This window comes from Leifsonia araucanica (assembly GCF_051161895.1).
Taxonomy (GTDB): domain Bacteria; phylum Actinomycetota; class Actinomycetes; order Actinomycetales; family Microbacteriaceae; genus Leifsonia.
The window spans coordinates 1,338,308-1,353,568 of record NZ_JBMBTW010000002.1; the positions used below are offsets into that span (position 1 = coordinate 1,338,308).

Genomic DNA, 15,261 nt, shown 5'->3' on the forward strand with positions numbered 1-15,261 from the left:
TACGCTGCGCTCGGCGCGTCGCGTACATAACTCCCGGCTCGATGGCGCCGGGACGCTGGTTAGGCGTTCTGGTCCTGCTTCTTGAGGCGGGAGGTCGCACGGGCGCGGGCGTTCGAGTCGAGCTCGACCTTGCGGATGCGCACGGCCTCCGGGGTGACCTCGACGCACTCGTCCTCGCGGGCGAACTCCAGGCACTCCTCGAGCGTCAGCTGACGCGACGGCGTCATCGACTCGAAGTTGTCTGCCGTGGACTGACGCATGTTGGTCAGCTTCTTCTCCTTGGTGATGTTCACGTCCATGTCGTCTGCACGCGAGTTCTCACCGATGACCATGCCCTCGTAGACCTCTTCGGTCGGGTTCACGAAGAACGTCATGCGCTCCTGCAGGGCGATGATGGCGAACGGCGTGACCACACCCGAGCGGTCGGCCACGATGGAGCCGTTGCTGCGGGTGATGATCTGGCCGGCCCAGTCGTCGTATCCGTGCGCGATGGCGTTGGCGATGCCGGTGCCGCGCGTGGTGGTGAGGAACTCCGTGCGGAAGCCGATGAGGCCGCGCGACGGGACGATGAACTCCATGCGGACCCAGCCGGTGCCGTGGTTCGACATGTTCTCCATGCGGCCCTTGCGGGCGGCGAGGAGCTGCGTGATGGCGCCGAGGTACTCCTCCGGCGCGTCGATGGTCAGGTGCTCGAACGGCTCCTGCAGCTTGCCGTCGACGCGCTTGGTGACCACCTGCGGCTTGCCGACGGTGAGCTCGTAGCCTTCGCGACGCATCTGCTCGACCAGGATGGCGAGCGCGAGCTCTCCACGGCCCTGGACCTCCCACGCATCCGGGCGCCCGATGTCGAGCACGCGGAGCGAGACGTTGCCGACCAGTTCGCGGTCGAGGCGGTCCTTGACCATGCGAGCGGTCAGCTTGTGGCCCTTGACCTTGCCGACGAGCGGCGAGGTGTTGGTGCCGATGGTCATCGAGATGGCGGGCTCGTCGACGTGGATGGCCGGGAGGGCACGGATGTCCTCCGGGTCCGCCAGCGTGTCGCCGATCATGATGTCGGCGAAACCGGCGACGGCGACGATGTCGCCGGGGCCCGCGCTCTCGGCCGGGTAGCGGTCGAGGGCCTTGGTGATCATCAGCTCGGTCACGCGCACGTTGTGCACGTCGCCGTCGTGACGGACCCAGGCGACCGTCTGGCCCTTCTTCAGGGTGCCGTTGAAGATGCGCAGCAGCGCGAGACGACCGAGGAACGGCGAGGCGTCGAGGTTGGTGACGTGCGCCTGCAGCGGCGCGCTCGGGTCGTAGGTCGGGGCCGGGATGTGCTCGAGGATCGCCTCGAACAGCGGCTCCAGGTCGTCGTTGTCGGGCAGCTCGCCGTTGGCGGGCTGGTTGCGGCTCGCGGCGCCTGCACGGCCGGAGGCGTAGACGACGGGAACGTCGAGGATCGCATCCAGGTCGAGGTCGGGCACGTCGTCGGCGAGGTCGCTGGCGAGACCGAGCAGCAGGTCCTGGCTCTCGCTCACGACCTCCTCGATGCGGGCATCGCCGCGGTCGGTCTTGTTGACAGCGAGGATGACGGGAAGCTTGGCCTCGAGCGCCTTGCGCAGCACGAAGCGGGTCTGCGGAAGCGGACCCTCCGACGCGTCGACGAGCAGGACGACACCGTCGACCATCGACAGGCCGCGCTCGACCTCGCCACCGAAGTCGGCGTGGCCGGGGGTGTCGATCACGTTGATCGTGATGGGGCCGTTCGTGGCGTGCTTGCCCTTGTACGAGATCGCCGTGTTCTTGGCGAGGATCGTGATGCCCTTCTCGCGCTCGAGCTCGTTGGAGTCCATGGCACGCTCTTCGACGTGTTCGTGGTCGCCGAACGAATTCGTCTGCCGGAGCATGGCGTCGACCAGCGTGGTCTTGCCGTGGTCGACGTGGGCGACGATTGCGACATTGCGCAGATCATCGCGGTGGGCGACGGCGTTCTCGGACATGCGTGCAGACTCGACTCTCGTCAGAAGGATAAGTGGGGAACGGTCCATTCTATCAGGGGAATGGCGAAGGGCCCGACGCATCCCGCGCCGGGCCCTCCTCTGTGTGCTGGTGCGACGTGCGCGGGCTACAGCCCCTGCGCGACGGGCGGCTCCGCCTCCGGCAGGGTGACGGAGGGCACGACGCCCTCGTCGGAGCCGGCGGCCAGCAGTTCCAGCCGCAGCGTGCGGCGGGCGCGCTGCTGCTCGGGGTCCGGCAGCGGCACCGCGGCGAGGAGGCGCTGCGTGTACGCCTCCTTCGGGTAGCGGAGGATCTCGTTGCGGGTGCCTACCTCGACCAGGTTGCCGTGGTGCATCACCGCGATGCGGTCGGCGAGCACGTCGATGACGGCGAGGTCGTGGGTGATGAAGAGGCACGCGAAGTTCATCTCGCGCTGCAGGTTCTGCATCAGGTCGAGCACGCGTGCCTGCACGGACACGTCGAGCGCGGAGGTCGGCTCGTCTGCGATGAGCACCTGCGGCTTCAGCGACAGCGCGCGGGCGATACCGACGCGCTGCTTCTGACCGCCGGAGAGCTCGTGCGGGAAGCGGCTGCGGTACGCGCGCGGCAGCTCGACGCTGTCGAGCAGGCGGTCGACCTCCTTCGCCAGGTCCTGGCCCTTGAGGCCCTTCGCCAGGCGCAGCGGCTCACCGATCGAGTCGGCGATCTGCAGGCGCGGGTTGAGCGACGACGACGGGTCCTGGAAGACGATGCCGACGTTGCGGTGCAGCTTGCGGATCTCGTCGCGGTTCGCGTCGCTGATGTCCTGTCCTGCCACCACGAGCTTGCCGGAGTGGATGGGCAGCAGCCCGATCGCCGCACGGCCGAGGGTGGTCTTGCCCGAGCCGGACTCCCCCACCAGTCCGACGACCTCGCCCTCGTGGATCTGCAGGCTGATGTCGCTCGCCGCGCGGAACGCGGGAACGCGTCCGTGCTTCGGGTACTCGATCGCCACGTTCTGGAAGTCGACGACCACCGCGCGCTTGTCCATCTCGGACTTGGCGTGCTCCTCGGCGGCGATGCGCTCGTTGGTGCGGATGCGCTCGGCGTACTCGGCGTCCGGGTTCTCCGTGCCCGCCGCGAGAGCGGCCGTGGTGTCGATCTGGTCGTCGTCGCGCTGACCGAGGTGCGGGACCGCATCCAGCAGCGCGATCGTGTACGGGTGCTGCGGAGCGGCGAACACGTCGGCGACGGTGCCGGACTCGACGATGTCGCCCTTGCGCATCACGACGATGTTGTCCGCGAGGTCGGCGACGACGCCCATGTCGTGCGTGATCAGCAGGATGGCGCTGTCGAGGCGGTCGCGCAGCGAACGCAGCAGCTCCAGGATCTCGGCCTGCACCGTGACGTCGAGCGCCGTGGTCGGCTCGTCCGCGATGAGCAGCTTCGGATCGCAGGAGATCGACTGCGCGATCATGGCGCGCTGGCGCTGACCGCCGGAAAGCTGGTGCGGGTACGAGTTGAACGCCTTCACCGGGTCGGGCAGCTCGACCATGTCGAGCAGCTCGAGGGCGCGCTCCTTCGCCTCGTGCGGCGACATCCCGAAGTGGATGCGCAGGGTCTCGACGATCTGGAAGCCCACCGTGTACACGGGGTTCAGCGCCGTCATCGGCTCCTGGAAGATCACGGACACCTGGCGTCCGCGCACGCGCCGCATCTGCTGCGGGGAGAGCCCGGTGAGCTCGCGGCCGTCGAGCTTGATGCTGCCGCGCACGCGCGAGTTCTGCGGCAGGAGGTCGAGGATCGCCATCGAGCTCGCGCTCTTGCCCGAGCCGGACTCGCCGACGATCGCCAGCACTTCGCCGGCCTTGATCGAGTAGTTGAGCTTCTTGGCCGCCGGCACCCAGACGTTGTCGACGCCGAAGTCCACCGAGAGGTCGGTGACCTGCAGAACGGGGGCGTCGGTCACGACGCCGGCCTGACCGTTGGTGTTGTCGGTCATGAGTTGATGTTCCTTTCGCGAGCGCCGGGGATCGCCCGGCGTCTCCGGTCGCCGTCCGCCGACGGAAGGGATGAGAGCATGGTCACATGCCTCACACCTCCGCCGACGAACGCGAGGTGTTCGTCTCCCGGTTCAACCGGGTCGTTGCCGCCCTGATCTGGGCGGCGTGCGCCGCGCTGAGCGTCGGACTGCTGGTGAGCATCCACGATCGGCGCCTGCTGTACATCGTTCCGTGCGTCTTCATCGCCCTGCTGGCGTGGGTCACGCTCTGGCGTCCGCTGTTCGTGGTCGATACCCGCGGCCTGACGGTGGTCAACGTGACCAGCACCGTCGAGATCCCGTGGGAGGCGCTCATCAACGTCGACACGAAGTACGCGCTGACGCTCTACACGCCCGGCCACAAGTACGCCGTCTGGTCGCTTCCGGCTCCCGGGACGTCCAGGACCCTGCGGGCGACCCGCAGCGAGACCAAGGGACGCGTCGGACGGCCGAGCGTCGAAGACAGTGTGCGCCGCCCGGGCGACCTGCTGTCCACCCCGTCCGGCGCTGCCGCCGAGGTGGTGCGCCGCCGCTGGACGCAGCTGCGCGACAGCGGAGCGCTGGAGGCGGGAATCGCCGACCAGACGCCCGTGACGGTGCGCTGGCACCTGGTGAGCCTTGCGGCCCTGGTGCTCCTGCTCGCCGGCACGGTCGCCGCCCTGCTCCTCGCCTGACCCGAGGGACACGGCCCAGGAGGTCACGGCGGCGAGGGGCAGGGCGAGGACGGCGCTGGTCACAGCACGTCCTCCGCGATGGCGGCTCCGGTCTTCCTGCTTCCGCCGTCTCCCTCACCGGGCTCCGGCTCCTCCTCGCGCATCTTGCGCAGGTTGAACCGGCGGTGGCGGGGGTCGAACGCATCCCGCAGGCCGTCGCCGACGAAGTTGACGAGCAGCGCGAGCGTCACGATGAACGCACCAGGCCACCAGAACAGCCACGGTCGCGTCTGGAACGCCGACTGGTTCGAGCTGATCAGGAGGCCGAGCGACGCGTCCGGCGGACGGATGCCGTAGCCGAGGTAGGACAACGCGGTCTCGAGGAGGATGGCCGCGGCCATGATCAGCGTCGAGGACACGATGACGACGCCGATGGCGTTCGGCAGGATGTGCTTGAAGATGATGCGCATGTCCGAGGCGCCTGCGACGCGCGCAGCCTCCACGAACTCGCGCTCGCGCAGCGAGAGGAACTCGCCGCGCACCAGACGCGCGATGCCCATCCAGGAGAAGAACCCGAGCATCAGGGCCAGGGTCGGGGCGCCGAGGCCGCCGGTCCAGTGACCGACGACGGAGCCGACGACGAGGGCCGGGATGACGATGAACACGTCGGTGATGCGCATCAGGATGGCGTCGACGATGCCGCGGAAGTAGCCGGCGATGGCGCCGACGACGACGCCGAGGATGCTGGCGATCGCGCCGATGATGACCATCACCAGCACCGAGTTCTGGATGCCGCGCATCACGAGGGCGAAGTAGTCCTTGCCGATGCGGTCCTGGCCGAACGGGTGCTCCGCGGTGGGGGCGCCCTGCTTGACCTGGTCGTTCAGCTCCTTGAAGTCGTACTTCCACCAGCCGTGGATCGGGCCGATGCCGATCGCGGAGATCGAGAACAGCAGGATCAGGATGAACAGGATCGCGCTGATGACGGCGATCTTGTTGGACAGAAACCGCTTCCAGATGAGCTTGCCCTGGCTGACCGGCGGTGCGGTCGGAGCCTGCAGCTCATCGGCGATCATGGGTTCGGTGCTGGACATTATCGGACCCTCACTCTCGGGTCGAGTGCGGCATACGCGAGGTCCGCGAGGAAGTTGAACAGAATGGCCATCGCCGCGATCACCACGAAGTACGCCATCACGGGGTTGAGGTCACCGCGGGACAGGCCCAGGTTGAACAGCGAACCCATGCCGGGGATGGCGAAGACGTGCTCCGTGATGATGGCGCCACCGAGGAGGGCGCCCACGTCGAACGCGATCAGGGTCGTGATCGGGATGAGCATGTTGCGGAAGGCGTGACGGACGACGACGGTGCGCTCCGGCAGACCCTTCGCCCGCGCGGTGCGGATGAAGTCCTGGTTGAGGACTTCGAGCATCCCGGCCCGGGAGTACCTGGTGTACGAGGCGAACGAGATGAGCAGCAGCGCGACGGTCGGCAGCGCCAGGTGGGTGAACGTGTCGAGTCCCGTCACCCAGATGTCGCCGTCGAGTCCCGGCGTCGACGAGCCGACGGTCGCGATCGGGCGGCCGTTGGTGTCCTGGAAGTACTGCGGCCACGCCTGCATGAAGCGGTCGAGCAGCACCAGGGCGCCGGAGACGATCGTGACGATGACGCCGACGCGCATGTTCTGACCGCGGTCGTACCCGCCGACGAAGTAGCCGATGGCGAGGCTCACCAGGATGGCGACGACGATCAGGATGATGATGGTCGCGACCGACGAGATGTCGAACAGCGGCTGCAGCGCGAAGTAGCAGACGATCGTGATCGCGCCGGTGATCCCGGCGGTGAGCAGCGCCCTGCGGTTCTGCAGTCCGGAGACCAGCGCGGTCGTGCCCAGCACGACAGCGGCGGTCAGGATGATCATGACCACCGGGCCGAGGCCGGGGGCCAGGAACCAGTTCGTCGCCGACATGAGCAGCAGGACACCGGCGGTCGCGACGCCGGAGATGAGGAACGTGGTGGCACGCCGCCTCATGTCACCGCCGATCAGCGACTGCCAGATCAGACCGGCGACCACCCCGATCAACGCGGCGACCCACCATTGGATCGTCGGATGCGCGAGGAAGTTGTTGAAGCCGATCGCGACGAACTCCTTGAGGAGCACGGCCACGAGGAACGCCGGGAGCGAGTACAGGAAGAAGCTGAGGAACGTGACGACATTGTCGAGTCCGCTGTACTGGCGGAGGGCGGTGACGATACCGATGGTGACACCGAGCAGGATCGCGAGGATCAGTGCGACGGTGACCAGCTGGACCGTCGCCCCGAGGGCCTGCGGCAGGATGTCGACGACCTTCGCGTTCGAGATCGTGGAGCCCAGGTCACAGGAGTTGGCGAACGGGATGAGGCACTTGGCCGCACCTCCCAGCCAGAGCACCCAGCGCAACGGCGGGGGCACATCCAGTTGCAGGAGCTGGATCCTGGCGTTGATCAACTGGGTTTTGTTGGGGGAATTGCTGCTCCGCAGGTCTGCAAGCGGGTCGGCGCTATACGCGACCAGCATGTACATCAGGAACGATGCGGCGATGATGATGAGCACCGAGACGAGGAGGCGTCTCAGGATGAAACTCGCCATAGGTTGAAAACCTCACTGACAGTGCGCGCCAACTCGGGGGTGGCGGGCACTCGGCCCGCGTCGACGCGTTTCGGAATGGATGAACGGGTCTCGTCCACCGACTACATGATACGGGGCGTCGACGAAACCGCCGACGCCCCGCGGCAGGAGAGTGCCCGGGGTTCACCCGGGCACTCTCACTGTTGGAGCTGTTACTTCGCGGTGGACGACTTGACCGACCACTCCCAGAAGTTCCAGAACGGACCAGACTGTCCGCCGTTGAACTTGACGCCGTCCACACGGGACGTCGCGCCGAAGACACCGGGCAGCTGGAAGAGCGGCAGGCCGTAGCCGTCAGCGAACGTCTTGGCGTCGATCTGCTGCTCGATCTTGGTGAGCTCGTCCTTGTCGAGCGTGATCTGCGACTTCACCGCGAGGTCGTTCGCCGCCGAGTAACGGTTGTAGTTACCGCCACCGTTGGTGGTGAACAGCTGCGGGAGCTGCGTGGTGCCAGCACCAGGGCTGATCCAGCCGAAGAGCGAGGCGTCGTAGTCGCCACCCGGGAGGAGCTTGCTCCAGTCGGGCGAACCGGCGTCCACAACCTTGAAGCCAGCCTTGGAGGCCGAGGCCGAGATGGCCTGGAACTCGTCGACGCGGTTCGGGTTGTTCGTGTTGTAGAGGATCCGGACGGTCGGGGTGGCACCGGCGAGGAGCGCCTTGGCGCCGTCGATGTCGACCTTGTCGAACTTGTCAGAACCGTTCATCTTCACGGTGTCCGCGTACTGTTCCTGGTTGGGCAGGAAGATCTGCGAGTTGAGGACCTTCGCCTTCGAGTCGACCGGGGTGACGATCGAGTCGAGGATCTGCTGACGCGGGATGGTCTTCAGGAACGCTTCGCGCACCTTCGCGTCCGCGAACGTCGGCGAGCCGAAGTTCAGGTCGAGGTGGTCGTACGAGGCCTGGGCACCGGTGAGGACCTTGGCGCTGGTGTTCTTCAGCGCGGTGATCGTGTCGGCGGAGGCCTGCGGGTTGATGATGTCGACCTCACCGTTCTGGAGAGCGGTGACCTGGGCGTTCGCGTCGGGGATGATGCGGAAGACGACCTTGTCCACGTTCGGCTTGAGGCCGCCCGCGTAGTACTTGTTCTTCGTCATCGTCAGCGACTGTCCGGGGGTCCAGCTGGACACCACGAACGGGCCGGAGGAGACCAGGAGGTCCTTGTCGGTCGGGAACGCGGTCACGTCGTAGCCGGTGTTGACGAAGTCAGCAGCCTTCTTGAGCGTGGCGTCCGGAGCGGCGGGGTTGTCCTTGTCGCCCTTGGGCAGGCCCTTGAGCAGCTTCGTCAGGTCGGCGGCCGAAGAGAGGCCGGCCTTCTTGGCGACGATGTGCGCGGGCTGCGCGATCGGGTTGACGAGCTCCCAGTCCACGTACGGGGTGCCGTACTTCAGGGTGATCGACGTGTTGTTGTCGCCGACGGTCGGGAAGCCGGTGGTGTCGAGACCGGCGGTCGAGCCGGCGATCGAGAAGTACTGCGTTCCCTTGGTGACGGCGCCCTGGTCGTCGGTGGTCGCCGAGTCGTAGTATCCGGAGGCGATCGCCCAGGCGAGGACCATGTCGTCAGCGGTGACGGGCTGGCCATCGGACCACTTGTCGTCCTTGTTCAGCGTGTACTTGACCGTCAGCGGGTCGTCCGAGGTCTTCTCGAACTTGCCGAACTTGTCGTCGTGGACGATCTTGTAGTTGTTGTCGATGTACTGGAACCCGGTTCCGTACGAGCCGTTGAGGTAGCCGACCTGGCCGTTGGTGTCCAGGTTGCCCTGCGGAGTCTGCGAGTTGAACGACGTGAAGTCGTTCACGACGGCGACCGTCACGGTGCCGCCCTTCGCCGCGCTGGACCCGCCGGTGCTGCCGGTCGTGGTGCAGGCAGACAGTGCGAGCGCTGCGACGCCGGCAATGGCGACCGCGCTGACCGCGTACCTGACCTTTCTTCCCTTGATGTGCAATGTTCCTCCTGTGCGAAGTGTGCGACGGCCGCGGACATGCGAGTGCGTCCGGACCGCGCTGGATAAGAATGACCCTAGGTATCGCGCGGTTTGAATGCAAAACGGGGCGGCAAAACGTTACACAGTGGTAACTCGGTTGGCGGAAAATTGCACGATGCACACAAAAACGGCTGAATTCGCGTGTGTCGCGCAATGAATCGAGCGCATCCACCCGTTTGGAGGGGACAAACCGCACCCAGAGGTGGATGCGCGAGACCTGGCAGGATGCCTCTATGAGCCGTGAAACACCCTGGTCCGCCGAGATTCCGCTCGAACGCGCGCAGCGCCCGCGGCTCTGGTGGGAGATCGCGATCGTCCTCGGCCTCTCGCTGGGAGCGTCGGCGGTCTACTCGATCGTCGAGATCATCGCCCGGACGACGGACACGACGCCCCTGGCCGACCAGACGGCGCAGGTGAACCCGTCTCAGAGCACCAGGGAGTGGCTGGACTTCACCTATCAGTTCCTCGGCAACCTGTTCCCGCTGTTCGCCGTCGCGCTGGTGATCTTCCTGCTCTGGCAGCGCGAGCGCAGCGGATTCCGGCGGATCGGCTTCGACCTCACGCGCCCGCTGCCCGACCTCGGCGGCGGGATGCTGCTGTTCCTCGCGATCGGCGTGCCCGGCATCCTGTTCTACGCGCTCGGGCGGCTGGTGGGGGTGACCGTGCAGGTGCAGGCGTCGCCGCTCGACACGCACTGGTGGACCATCCCGATCCTGGTGTTCGCCGCACTGCGCGCCGGGCTGCAGGAGGAGGTCATCATCGTCGGCTACCTCTTCACCCGGCTGCGTCAGCTCGGCTGGGGGAAATGGACGATCATCGTCTCCGCCGCCCTGCTGCGCGGCAGCTACCACCTCTATCAGGGGTTCGGCCCGTTCGTGGGCAACGCGATCATGGGCGTCGTGTTCGGCTGGTGCTACACCCGCTGGGGCCGCGTGATGCCGCTCGTGGTCGCCCACGTCGTCATCGACATCGTCTCGTTCGTCGGCTACCCGCTCGCCGTCGCCCTCTGGCCGCACGTCTTCGCTTAAACCGACAATCGAGCCCGAACGTATTCACGCGACACGCCGGGTGAGGGCGTGAACACGTTCGGACTCGATTATTTTGGTCTAGGCGAAGGCCTCGGGGGGCGGGCAGGCGCAGAACAGGTTGCGGTCTCCGTATGCCTGGTCGATGCGGCGGACGGGCGGCCAGTACTTGGCGCGCACGATGCCAGGGACGGGGTAGACGGCCTGCTCGCGCGTGTACGGGTGGGTCCACTCGCCGGAGATGACGGACTCCGCGGTGTGCGGGGCGCCGCGCAGCGGGTTGTCGTCGACCGGCCAGTCCCCCGCCGCCACGGCGTCGGCCTCGGCGCGAATCGCGATCATCGCGGTCACGAAACGGTCGAGCTCCGCCAGGTCTTCGCTCTCGGTCGGCTCGACCATCAGCGTGCCGGCGACAGGGAAGCTCATCGTCGGGGCGTGGAAGCCGAAGTCGATCAGGCGCTTCGCCACGTCGTCGACAGTCACGCCGGTCTGCTCGGTGAGCGGCCGCAGGTCCAGGATGCACTCGTGCGCCACCAGCCCGTTGTCGCCCGCGTAGAGCACCGGGAACGCGTCGCGCAGCTTGACGGCGACGTAGTTGGCGGCGAGGACGGCCGCACCTGTCGCATCCCGGAGCCCGGCGGCACCCATCATCCGCACGTACGCCCAGCTGATCGGCAGGATGCTCGGCGATCCGTACGGCGCGCTCGACACGGGGCCGCCCGCGTGCTCGACGCGGTCTCCCCCGGCCAGGTAGTGCGTCGCATCCTGAGCCAGCGGGTGGCCGGGCAGGAACGGCGCGAGGTGCGCCTTCGCCGCGACGGGGCCGACACCGGGGCCGCCACCGCCGTGCGGGATGCAGAACGTCTTGTGCAGGTTGAGGTGGCTGACGTCTCCGCCGAAGTCGCCGAACCTGGCGTAGCCGAGCAGCGCGTTGAGGTTCGCGCCGTCGACGTAGACCTGGCCGCCGGCGTCGTGCACGGCCTGCGTGATCGCGAGGACCTCGTGCTCGTACACGCCGTGGGTGGACGGGTAGGTGATCATGAGCGCCGCGAGCGTGTCCGCGTGCTCGGCGATCTTGGCGCGCAGGTCGTCGAGGTCGACGTTGCCCAGCTCGTCGCAGGCCACGACCACCACCGACATCCCGGCGAGCACGGCGGACGCCGCGTTGGTGCCGTGGGCGCTCTGCGGGATCAGGCAGACCGTGCGGGCGAGGTCGCCACGCGAGCGGTGGTAGCCGCGGATCGCGAGGAGCCCGGCCAGCTCGCCCTGGCTGCCGGCGTTCGGCTGCAGCGAGACGGAGTCGTATCCGGTGACGTCGGCCAGCCAGGTCTCCAGCTGGTCGATCAGCGCGAGGGAGCCCCGCACGTCGTCCGCGGGGGCGTACGGGTGCAGCCCGGCGAACTCCGGCCAGGTCACCGCCTCCATCTCGGTCGCCGCGTTGAGCTTCATCGTGCAGGAGCCGAGCGGGATCATGCCGCGGTCGAGCGCGTAGTCCTTGTCGGCCAGGTACTTGAGGTACCGCATCATGGCGGTCTCGGAGTGGTGGGTGTTGAAGACCGGGTGGGTCAGGTATGCGCTCGACCGGATGAGCGAGGGCTCGAACGACGGGGTGCCGCCCACCATCCGGATGTCCGCGCCTCCCGTGCGCTCCCCCGCGCCGAGGACGGCGAGCAGGTCGGCGTAGAGCGACGAGCCCTCGGCGATGTCCGTCGCCGTCTCCTCGTCGAAGCTGATGGACACCGTGGATGCGTCTGCGGCGTGCAGCAGGATGCCGCGCTCGTGGGCCGCGGCGACCGTGGCCGCCGCGTCGGCGACGCGCACCTGGATGGTGTCGAAGAACGAGTCGGAGATCACGTCGACGCCGCGCTCGCGGAGCACCCCGGCGACCGTCGCGGCCGTCAGGTGCACGCGTCGGCCGATCGCCTTGAGTCCGCGCGGGCCGTGGTAGACCGCGTACATCGCGGCCATGACCGCCAGCAGCACCTGGGCGGTGCAGATGTTCGAGGTGGCCTTCTCGCGCCGGATGTGCTGCTCGCGCGTCTGCAGGGTGAGCCGGTACGCGGGCTTGCCCACCGCATCCTGGGACACCCCGACGAGGCGGCCGGGCAGCTGACGCTCCAGACCGGACCGCACGGCCATGTAGCCGGCGTGCGGGCCGCCGAAGCCCATCGGGACGCCGAAGCGCTGGCTGGTGCCAACGGCGACGTCCGCGCCCAGCTCGCCCGGCGAGCGCAGCTGCGTGAGGGCGAGCAGGTCGGCGGCGGCGACGATGATCGCGCCGCCCGCCTTCGCGGCGGCGAACACGGCGGACGGGTCCCAGACCCGGCCGGACGCGCCCGGATACTGCACGAACAGCCCGAAGGCGTCGGAAAGCCTGGCGTCATCCGCCGGCGTGGAGGCGAGGTCGAGCACCACGAGCTCGATGCCGACAGCGTCCGCCCGGTTGCGCAGCAGCGCGAGGGTCTGCGGGAACGTGTCGGCGTCGACGACGAACGTCGACGACTTGACCTTGGATGCGCGACGCGCGAGCAGCATCCCCTCGACCACGGCGGTGCCCTCGTCCAGCATGGACGCGTTGGCCGTGTCGAGCCCGGTGAGGTCGGAGACCATCGTCTGGAAGTTGATCAGGGCTTCCAGGCGACCCTGCGAGATCTCGGGCTGGTACGGCGTGTACGCGGTGTACCAGCTCGGGTTCTCCAGCACGTTGCGCTTGATCACGGCCGGGGTGATCGTGCCGTAGTACCCGAGGCCGATCAGCGACGTGTTGACCGTGTTCTGCGCGGCCAGGCCACGCAGTTCGCGGAGGGCGGCGCGCTCGCTGGCCGCTGCGGGCAGCACCGACTCGTATCCGGGGTCGACCCTGATCGTGTCCGGCACGGCGGCGGTGACCAGGTCGGCGACCGTCTCGTAGCCGATGGAGGACAGCATGGTGCGCTGCGCGTCGTCGCCGGTGCCGATGTGACGCGTCTGGAAGAGTTCAGTCATCGAAGTGGGGGTGCCTCACTCGCCCGTGAGGGCGGCGTATTCGTCGTAGCTCAGGAGGGTGGGGAGAGTGGTGAAGGCGACCTTGACGAGCCAGCCGTCGCCGAACGGGTCACTGTTGACGAGCTCGGGCGCATCCACCACCGCGTCGTTGATCTCGGTGACGGTGCCGTCGACCGGCGCGAACAGCTCGCCGACCGACTTGGTCGACTCGATCTCGCCGACGACCTTGCCCTCCGCCACCTCGCTGCCGACGGCCGGGAGCTCGACGAAGACCACGTCGCCCAGCTTCTCCGCCGCGTACGCGGTGATGCCGACCGTCGCGGTGTCGCCGTCGACGAGGAGCCACTCGTGCTCGGCGGTGTATTTGAGGTCCTGTTCTGCGGCCATGACTAGTGCTTCTTTCTGCTGTAGAAGGGGAGGGCGGTGACGGTGTACCCGAGGCGGTTGCCGCGGATGTCGACGTGCAGTTCTGTTCCCGGACGTGCGAAGCGCGGGGCGACGTACGCCATCGCGATCGGCACGCCGATGGTCGGCGAGAGGGCGCCGGAGGTGACGACGCCGACGGCCTCGTCTCCGCCGTCCACCGCGCTGGTGGCGTAGACGGGGTATCCGGCGCGGGCGGCCCTCTTCCCCTCCCCCATTAGACCGACGAGCACCGGAGCCTCAGCGTCCGGTCCGTCCTCGCTGGCGGCGCGTCCGACGAAGTCGGTGTCCTTCGCCAGGTTGACCACGCGGCCGAGCCCGGCCTGTGCTGGATAGACGTCGAGGCCCAGCTCGTGACCGTAGAGCGGCATGCCGGCTTCGAGGCGCAGCGTGTCGCGGCTGGCGAGCCCGGCGGGCACGAGGCCCTGCTCCGCTCCGGCCTCGAGCAGCGCATCCCACAGCTGCGGGGCGTTGTCCGGCGCGAGGTACAGCTCGAAGCCGTCCTCCCCGGTGTAGCCGGTGCGCGCGACGAGCACCGGATGCGTCTCGTACAGCGCGGGGAGCGACCAGTAGTACTTGAGCGCGCCGACGCGGGCGGCGAAGTCGTCTCCGTCGTGCGCCCCACCCTCGACGGCGAAGCCGGGAGTGGCGGTGAGGATGGACAGCGCCGCCGGTCCCTGCACGGCGATGAGGGCGATGTCGTCGCTCTCGTCGAAGACCTCGGCGTCGAACGGCGCTGTGCGGCTGCGCAGCTCCTCGGCGACCTGGTGCCGGTTGGAGGCGTTGGCGACCACCATGTAGCGGTCTTCGCCGGTGCGGTAGACGACGAGGTCGTCGACGATCCCGCCCGAACGGGACAGCAGCAGGCTGTACTTGGCCTGGTCGATGGCGACGGCGGACAGCTTGCCGGCCAGCGCGTAGTCGAGCGCGGCCCCCGCCTCCGGCCCGATGACCACGATCTCGGCCATGTGGGACAGGTCGAAGAGACCGGCAGCCTGCCGGACGGCGTGGTGCTCGGCGAGGTCGCTGGAGTACCGGACGGGCATCTGCCAGCCGGCGAAGTCCGTGAAGGATGCTCCTGCCGCCTGGTGGGCGTCGTGCAGCGGGGAGAGGCGGTCTGTGTCGTGCGAGGTCATGAGTTCTCCGATTCGCCGGCCGTCGCCGGGAGTTGGGCACGGAGCGCAGCGCGATCCGTGTGAGAACTCCCCCTCTGTCATCCGGCCTGAGAGTTTCACCGCGCTGACGCGTGGCTTTCACCGTGGGCGAGGGCGCGGTTGTGGCGTCGCCCTGCTTTTCAGAGTGGCCAGTCCGATGCGGTACGCGTACCTGAGAGATTGTCGGGGAGGATTGCTCCTTCGGTGCCGATTCCGCGCCATAGCGCTTCCGGCTCTCCCGCATCGACCTCGATGGCCCAGTGTTCTGTTGTGTGGTGCTGCTGCCGCTCAGCATAACCGACCACACCCGATTGTGGTTCTGGTCACCATGACACTAAGATGATCGCAACCACTTAGTGTCACAGTGACCTTTA

General features: G+C 67.8%; 10 protein-coding genes and 2 riboswitches. Of the genes, 2 read left to right on the forward strand and 8 right to left on the reverse strand.

Translation table 11 applies throughout. From position 1 onward, the window contains the following. Window positions 1–59: 59 nt before the first annotated feature. Window positions 60–1,982 (reverse strand): translational GTPase TypA, encoded by a 1,923-nt coding sequence (gene typA / locus ACN6M5_RS06445; RefSeq protein ID WP_085370458.1) that lies wholly within the window; start codon window positions 1,980–1,982, stop codon window positions 60–62. A 125-nt stretch (window positions 1,983–2,107) separates the two neighbouring features. Next, window positions 2,108–3,961, reverse strand: a complete 1,854-nt coding sequence (locus ACN6M5_RS06450) for an ABC transporter ATP-binding protein (RefSeq protein WP_434948944.1) — start codon at window positions 3,959–3,961, stop codon at window positions 2,108–2,110. An 86-nt stretch (window positions 3,962–4,047) separates the two neighbouring features. On the opposite strand from ACN6M5_RS06450, the gene ACN6M5_RS06455 reads away from it, so the two are divergent. Then, on the forward strand, window positions 4,048–4,674 hold the full coding sequence (locus ACN6M5_RS06455; RefSeq protein ID WP_434948945.1) for a PH domain-containing protein: 627 nt from the start codon (window positions 4,048–4,050) through the stop codon (window positions 4,672–4,674). A gap of 59 nt (window positions 4,675–4,733) precedes the next feature. Here the strand turns inward: ACN6M5_RS06455 and ACN6M5_RS06460 are convergent, their stop codons facing one another. From ACN6M5_RS06460 to ACN6M5_RS06470, 3 genes are all read right to left on the reverse strand, one after another. After that, window positions 4,734–5,747: an ABC transporter permease gene (locus ACN6M5_RS06460; protein WP_434948946.1), complete on the reverse strand. Its 1,014-nt coding sequence runs from the start codon at window positions 5,745–5,747 to the stop codon at window positions 4,734–4,736. Then, a complete protein-coding gene (locus ACN6M5_RS06465; RefSeq protein WP_434948947.1) occupies window positions 5,747–7,279 on the reverse strand; it encodes an ABC transporter permease in 1,533 nt (510 codons plus the stop codon). The genes ACN6M5_RS06460 and ACN6M5_RS06465 overlap by 1 nt, the downstream gene beginning before the upstream one ends. Window positions 7,280–7,470: 191 nt before the next feature. Then, window positions 7,471–9,261, reverse strand: coding sequence for an ABC transporter family substrate-binding protein (locus ACN6M5_RS06470; protein ID WP_085370466.1), 1,791 nt, complete (start codon window positions 9,259–9,261; stop codon window positions 7,471–7,473). A 272-nt stretch (window positions 9,262–9,533) separates the two neighbouring features. Between ACN6M5_RS06470 and ACN6M5_RS06475 the strand changes: the two genes are divergently transcribed. Further along, complete coding sequence (locus ACN6M5_RS06475; protein WP_085370468.1) at window positions 9,534–10,328, forward strand: CPBP family intramembrane glutamic endopeptidase; 795 nt, start codon at window positions 9,534–9,536, stop codon at window positions 10,326–10,328. A gap of 78 nt (window positions 10,329–10,406) precedes the next feature. Here ACN6M5_RS06475 and gcvP read toward each other — a convergent pair whose 3' ends face one another. The 3 genes from gcvP to gcvT are packed head-to-tail and all read right to left on the reverse strand — an operon-like array spanning window position 10,407 to window position 14,869. Continuing rightward, window positions 10,407–13,310, reverse strand: a complete 2,904-nt coding sequence (gene gcvP / locus ACN6M5_RS06480; protein WP_434948948.1) for an aminomethyl-transferring glycine dehydrogenase — start codon at window positions 13,308–13,310, stop codon at window positions 10,407–10,409. A 15-nt stretch (window positions 13,311–13,325) separates the two neighbouring features. Beyond that, entirely contained in the window at window positions 13,326–13,697 is a 372-nt protein-coding gene (gcvH, locus tag ACN6M5_RS06485; RefSeq protein ID WP_085370470.1) for a glycine cleavage system protein GcvH, read from the reverse strand. A gap of 2 nt (window positions 13,698–13,699) precedes the next feature. Beyond that, window positions 13,700–14,869, reverse strand: a complete 1,170-nt coding sequence (gcvT, locus tag ACN6M5_RS06490) for a glycine cleavage system aminomethyltransferase GcvT (RefSeq protein ID WP_085370471.1) — start codon at window positions 14,867–14,869, stop codon at window positions 13,700–13,702. 67 nt (window positions 14,870–14,936) lie between these two features. Then, window positions 14,937–15,036: riboswitch (glycine riboswitch) on the reverse strand. 1 nt (window position 15,037) lies between these two features. Next, window positions 15,038–15,138, reverse strand: a riboswitch (glycine riboswitch). Between the last annotated feature and the right edge of the window lie 123 nt (window positions 15,139–15,261).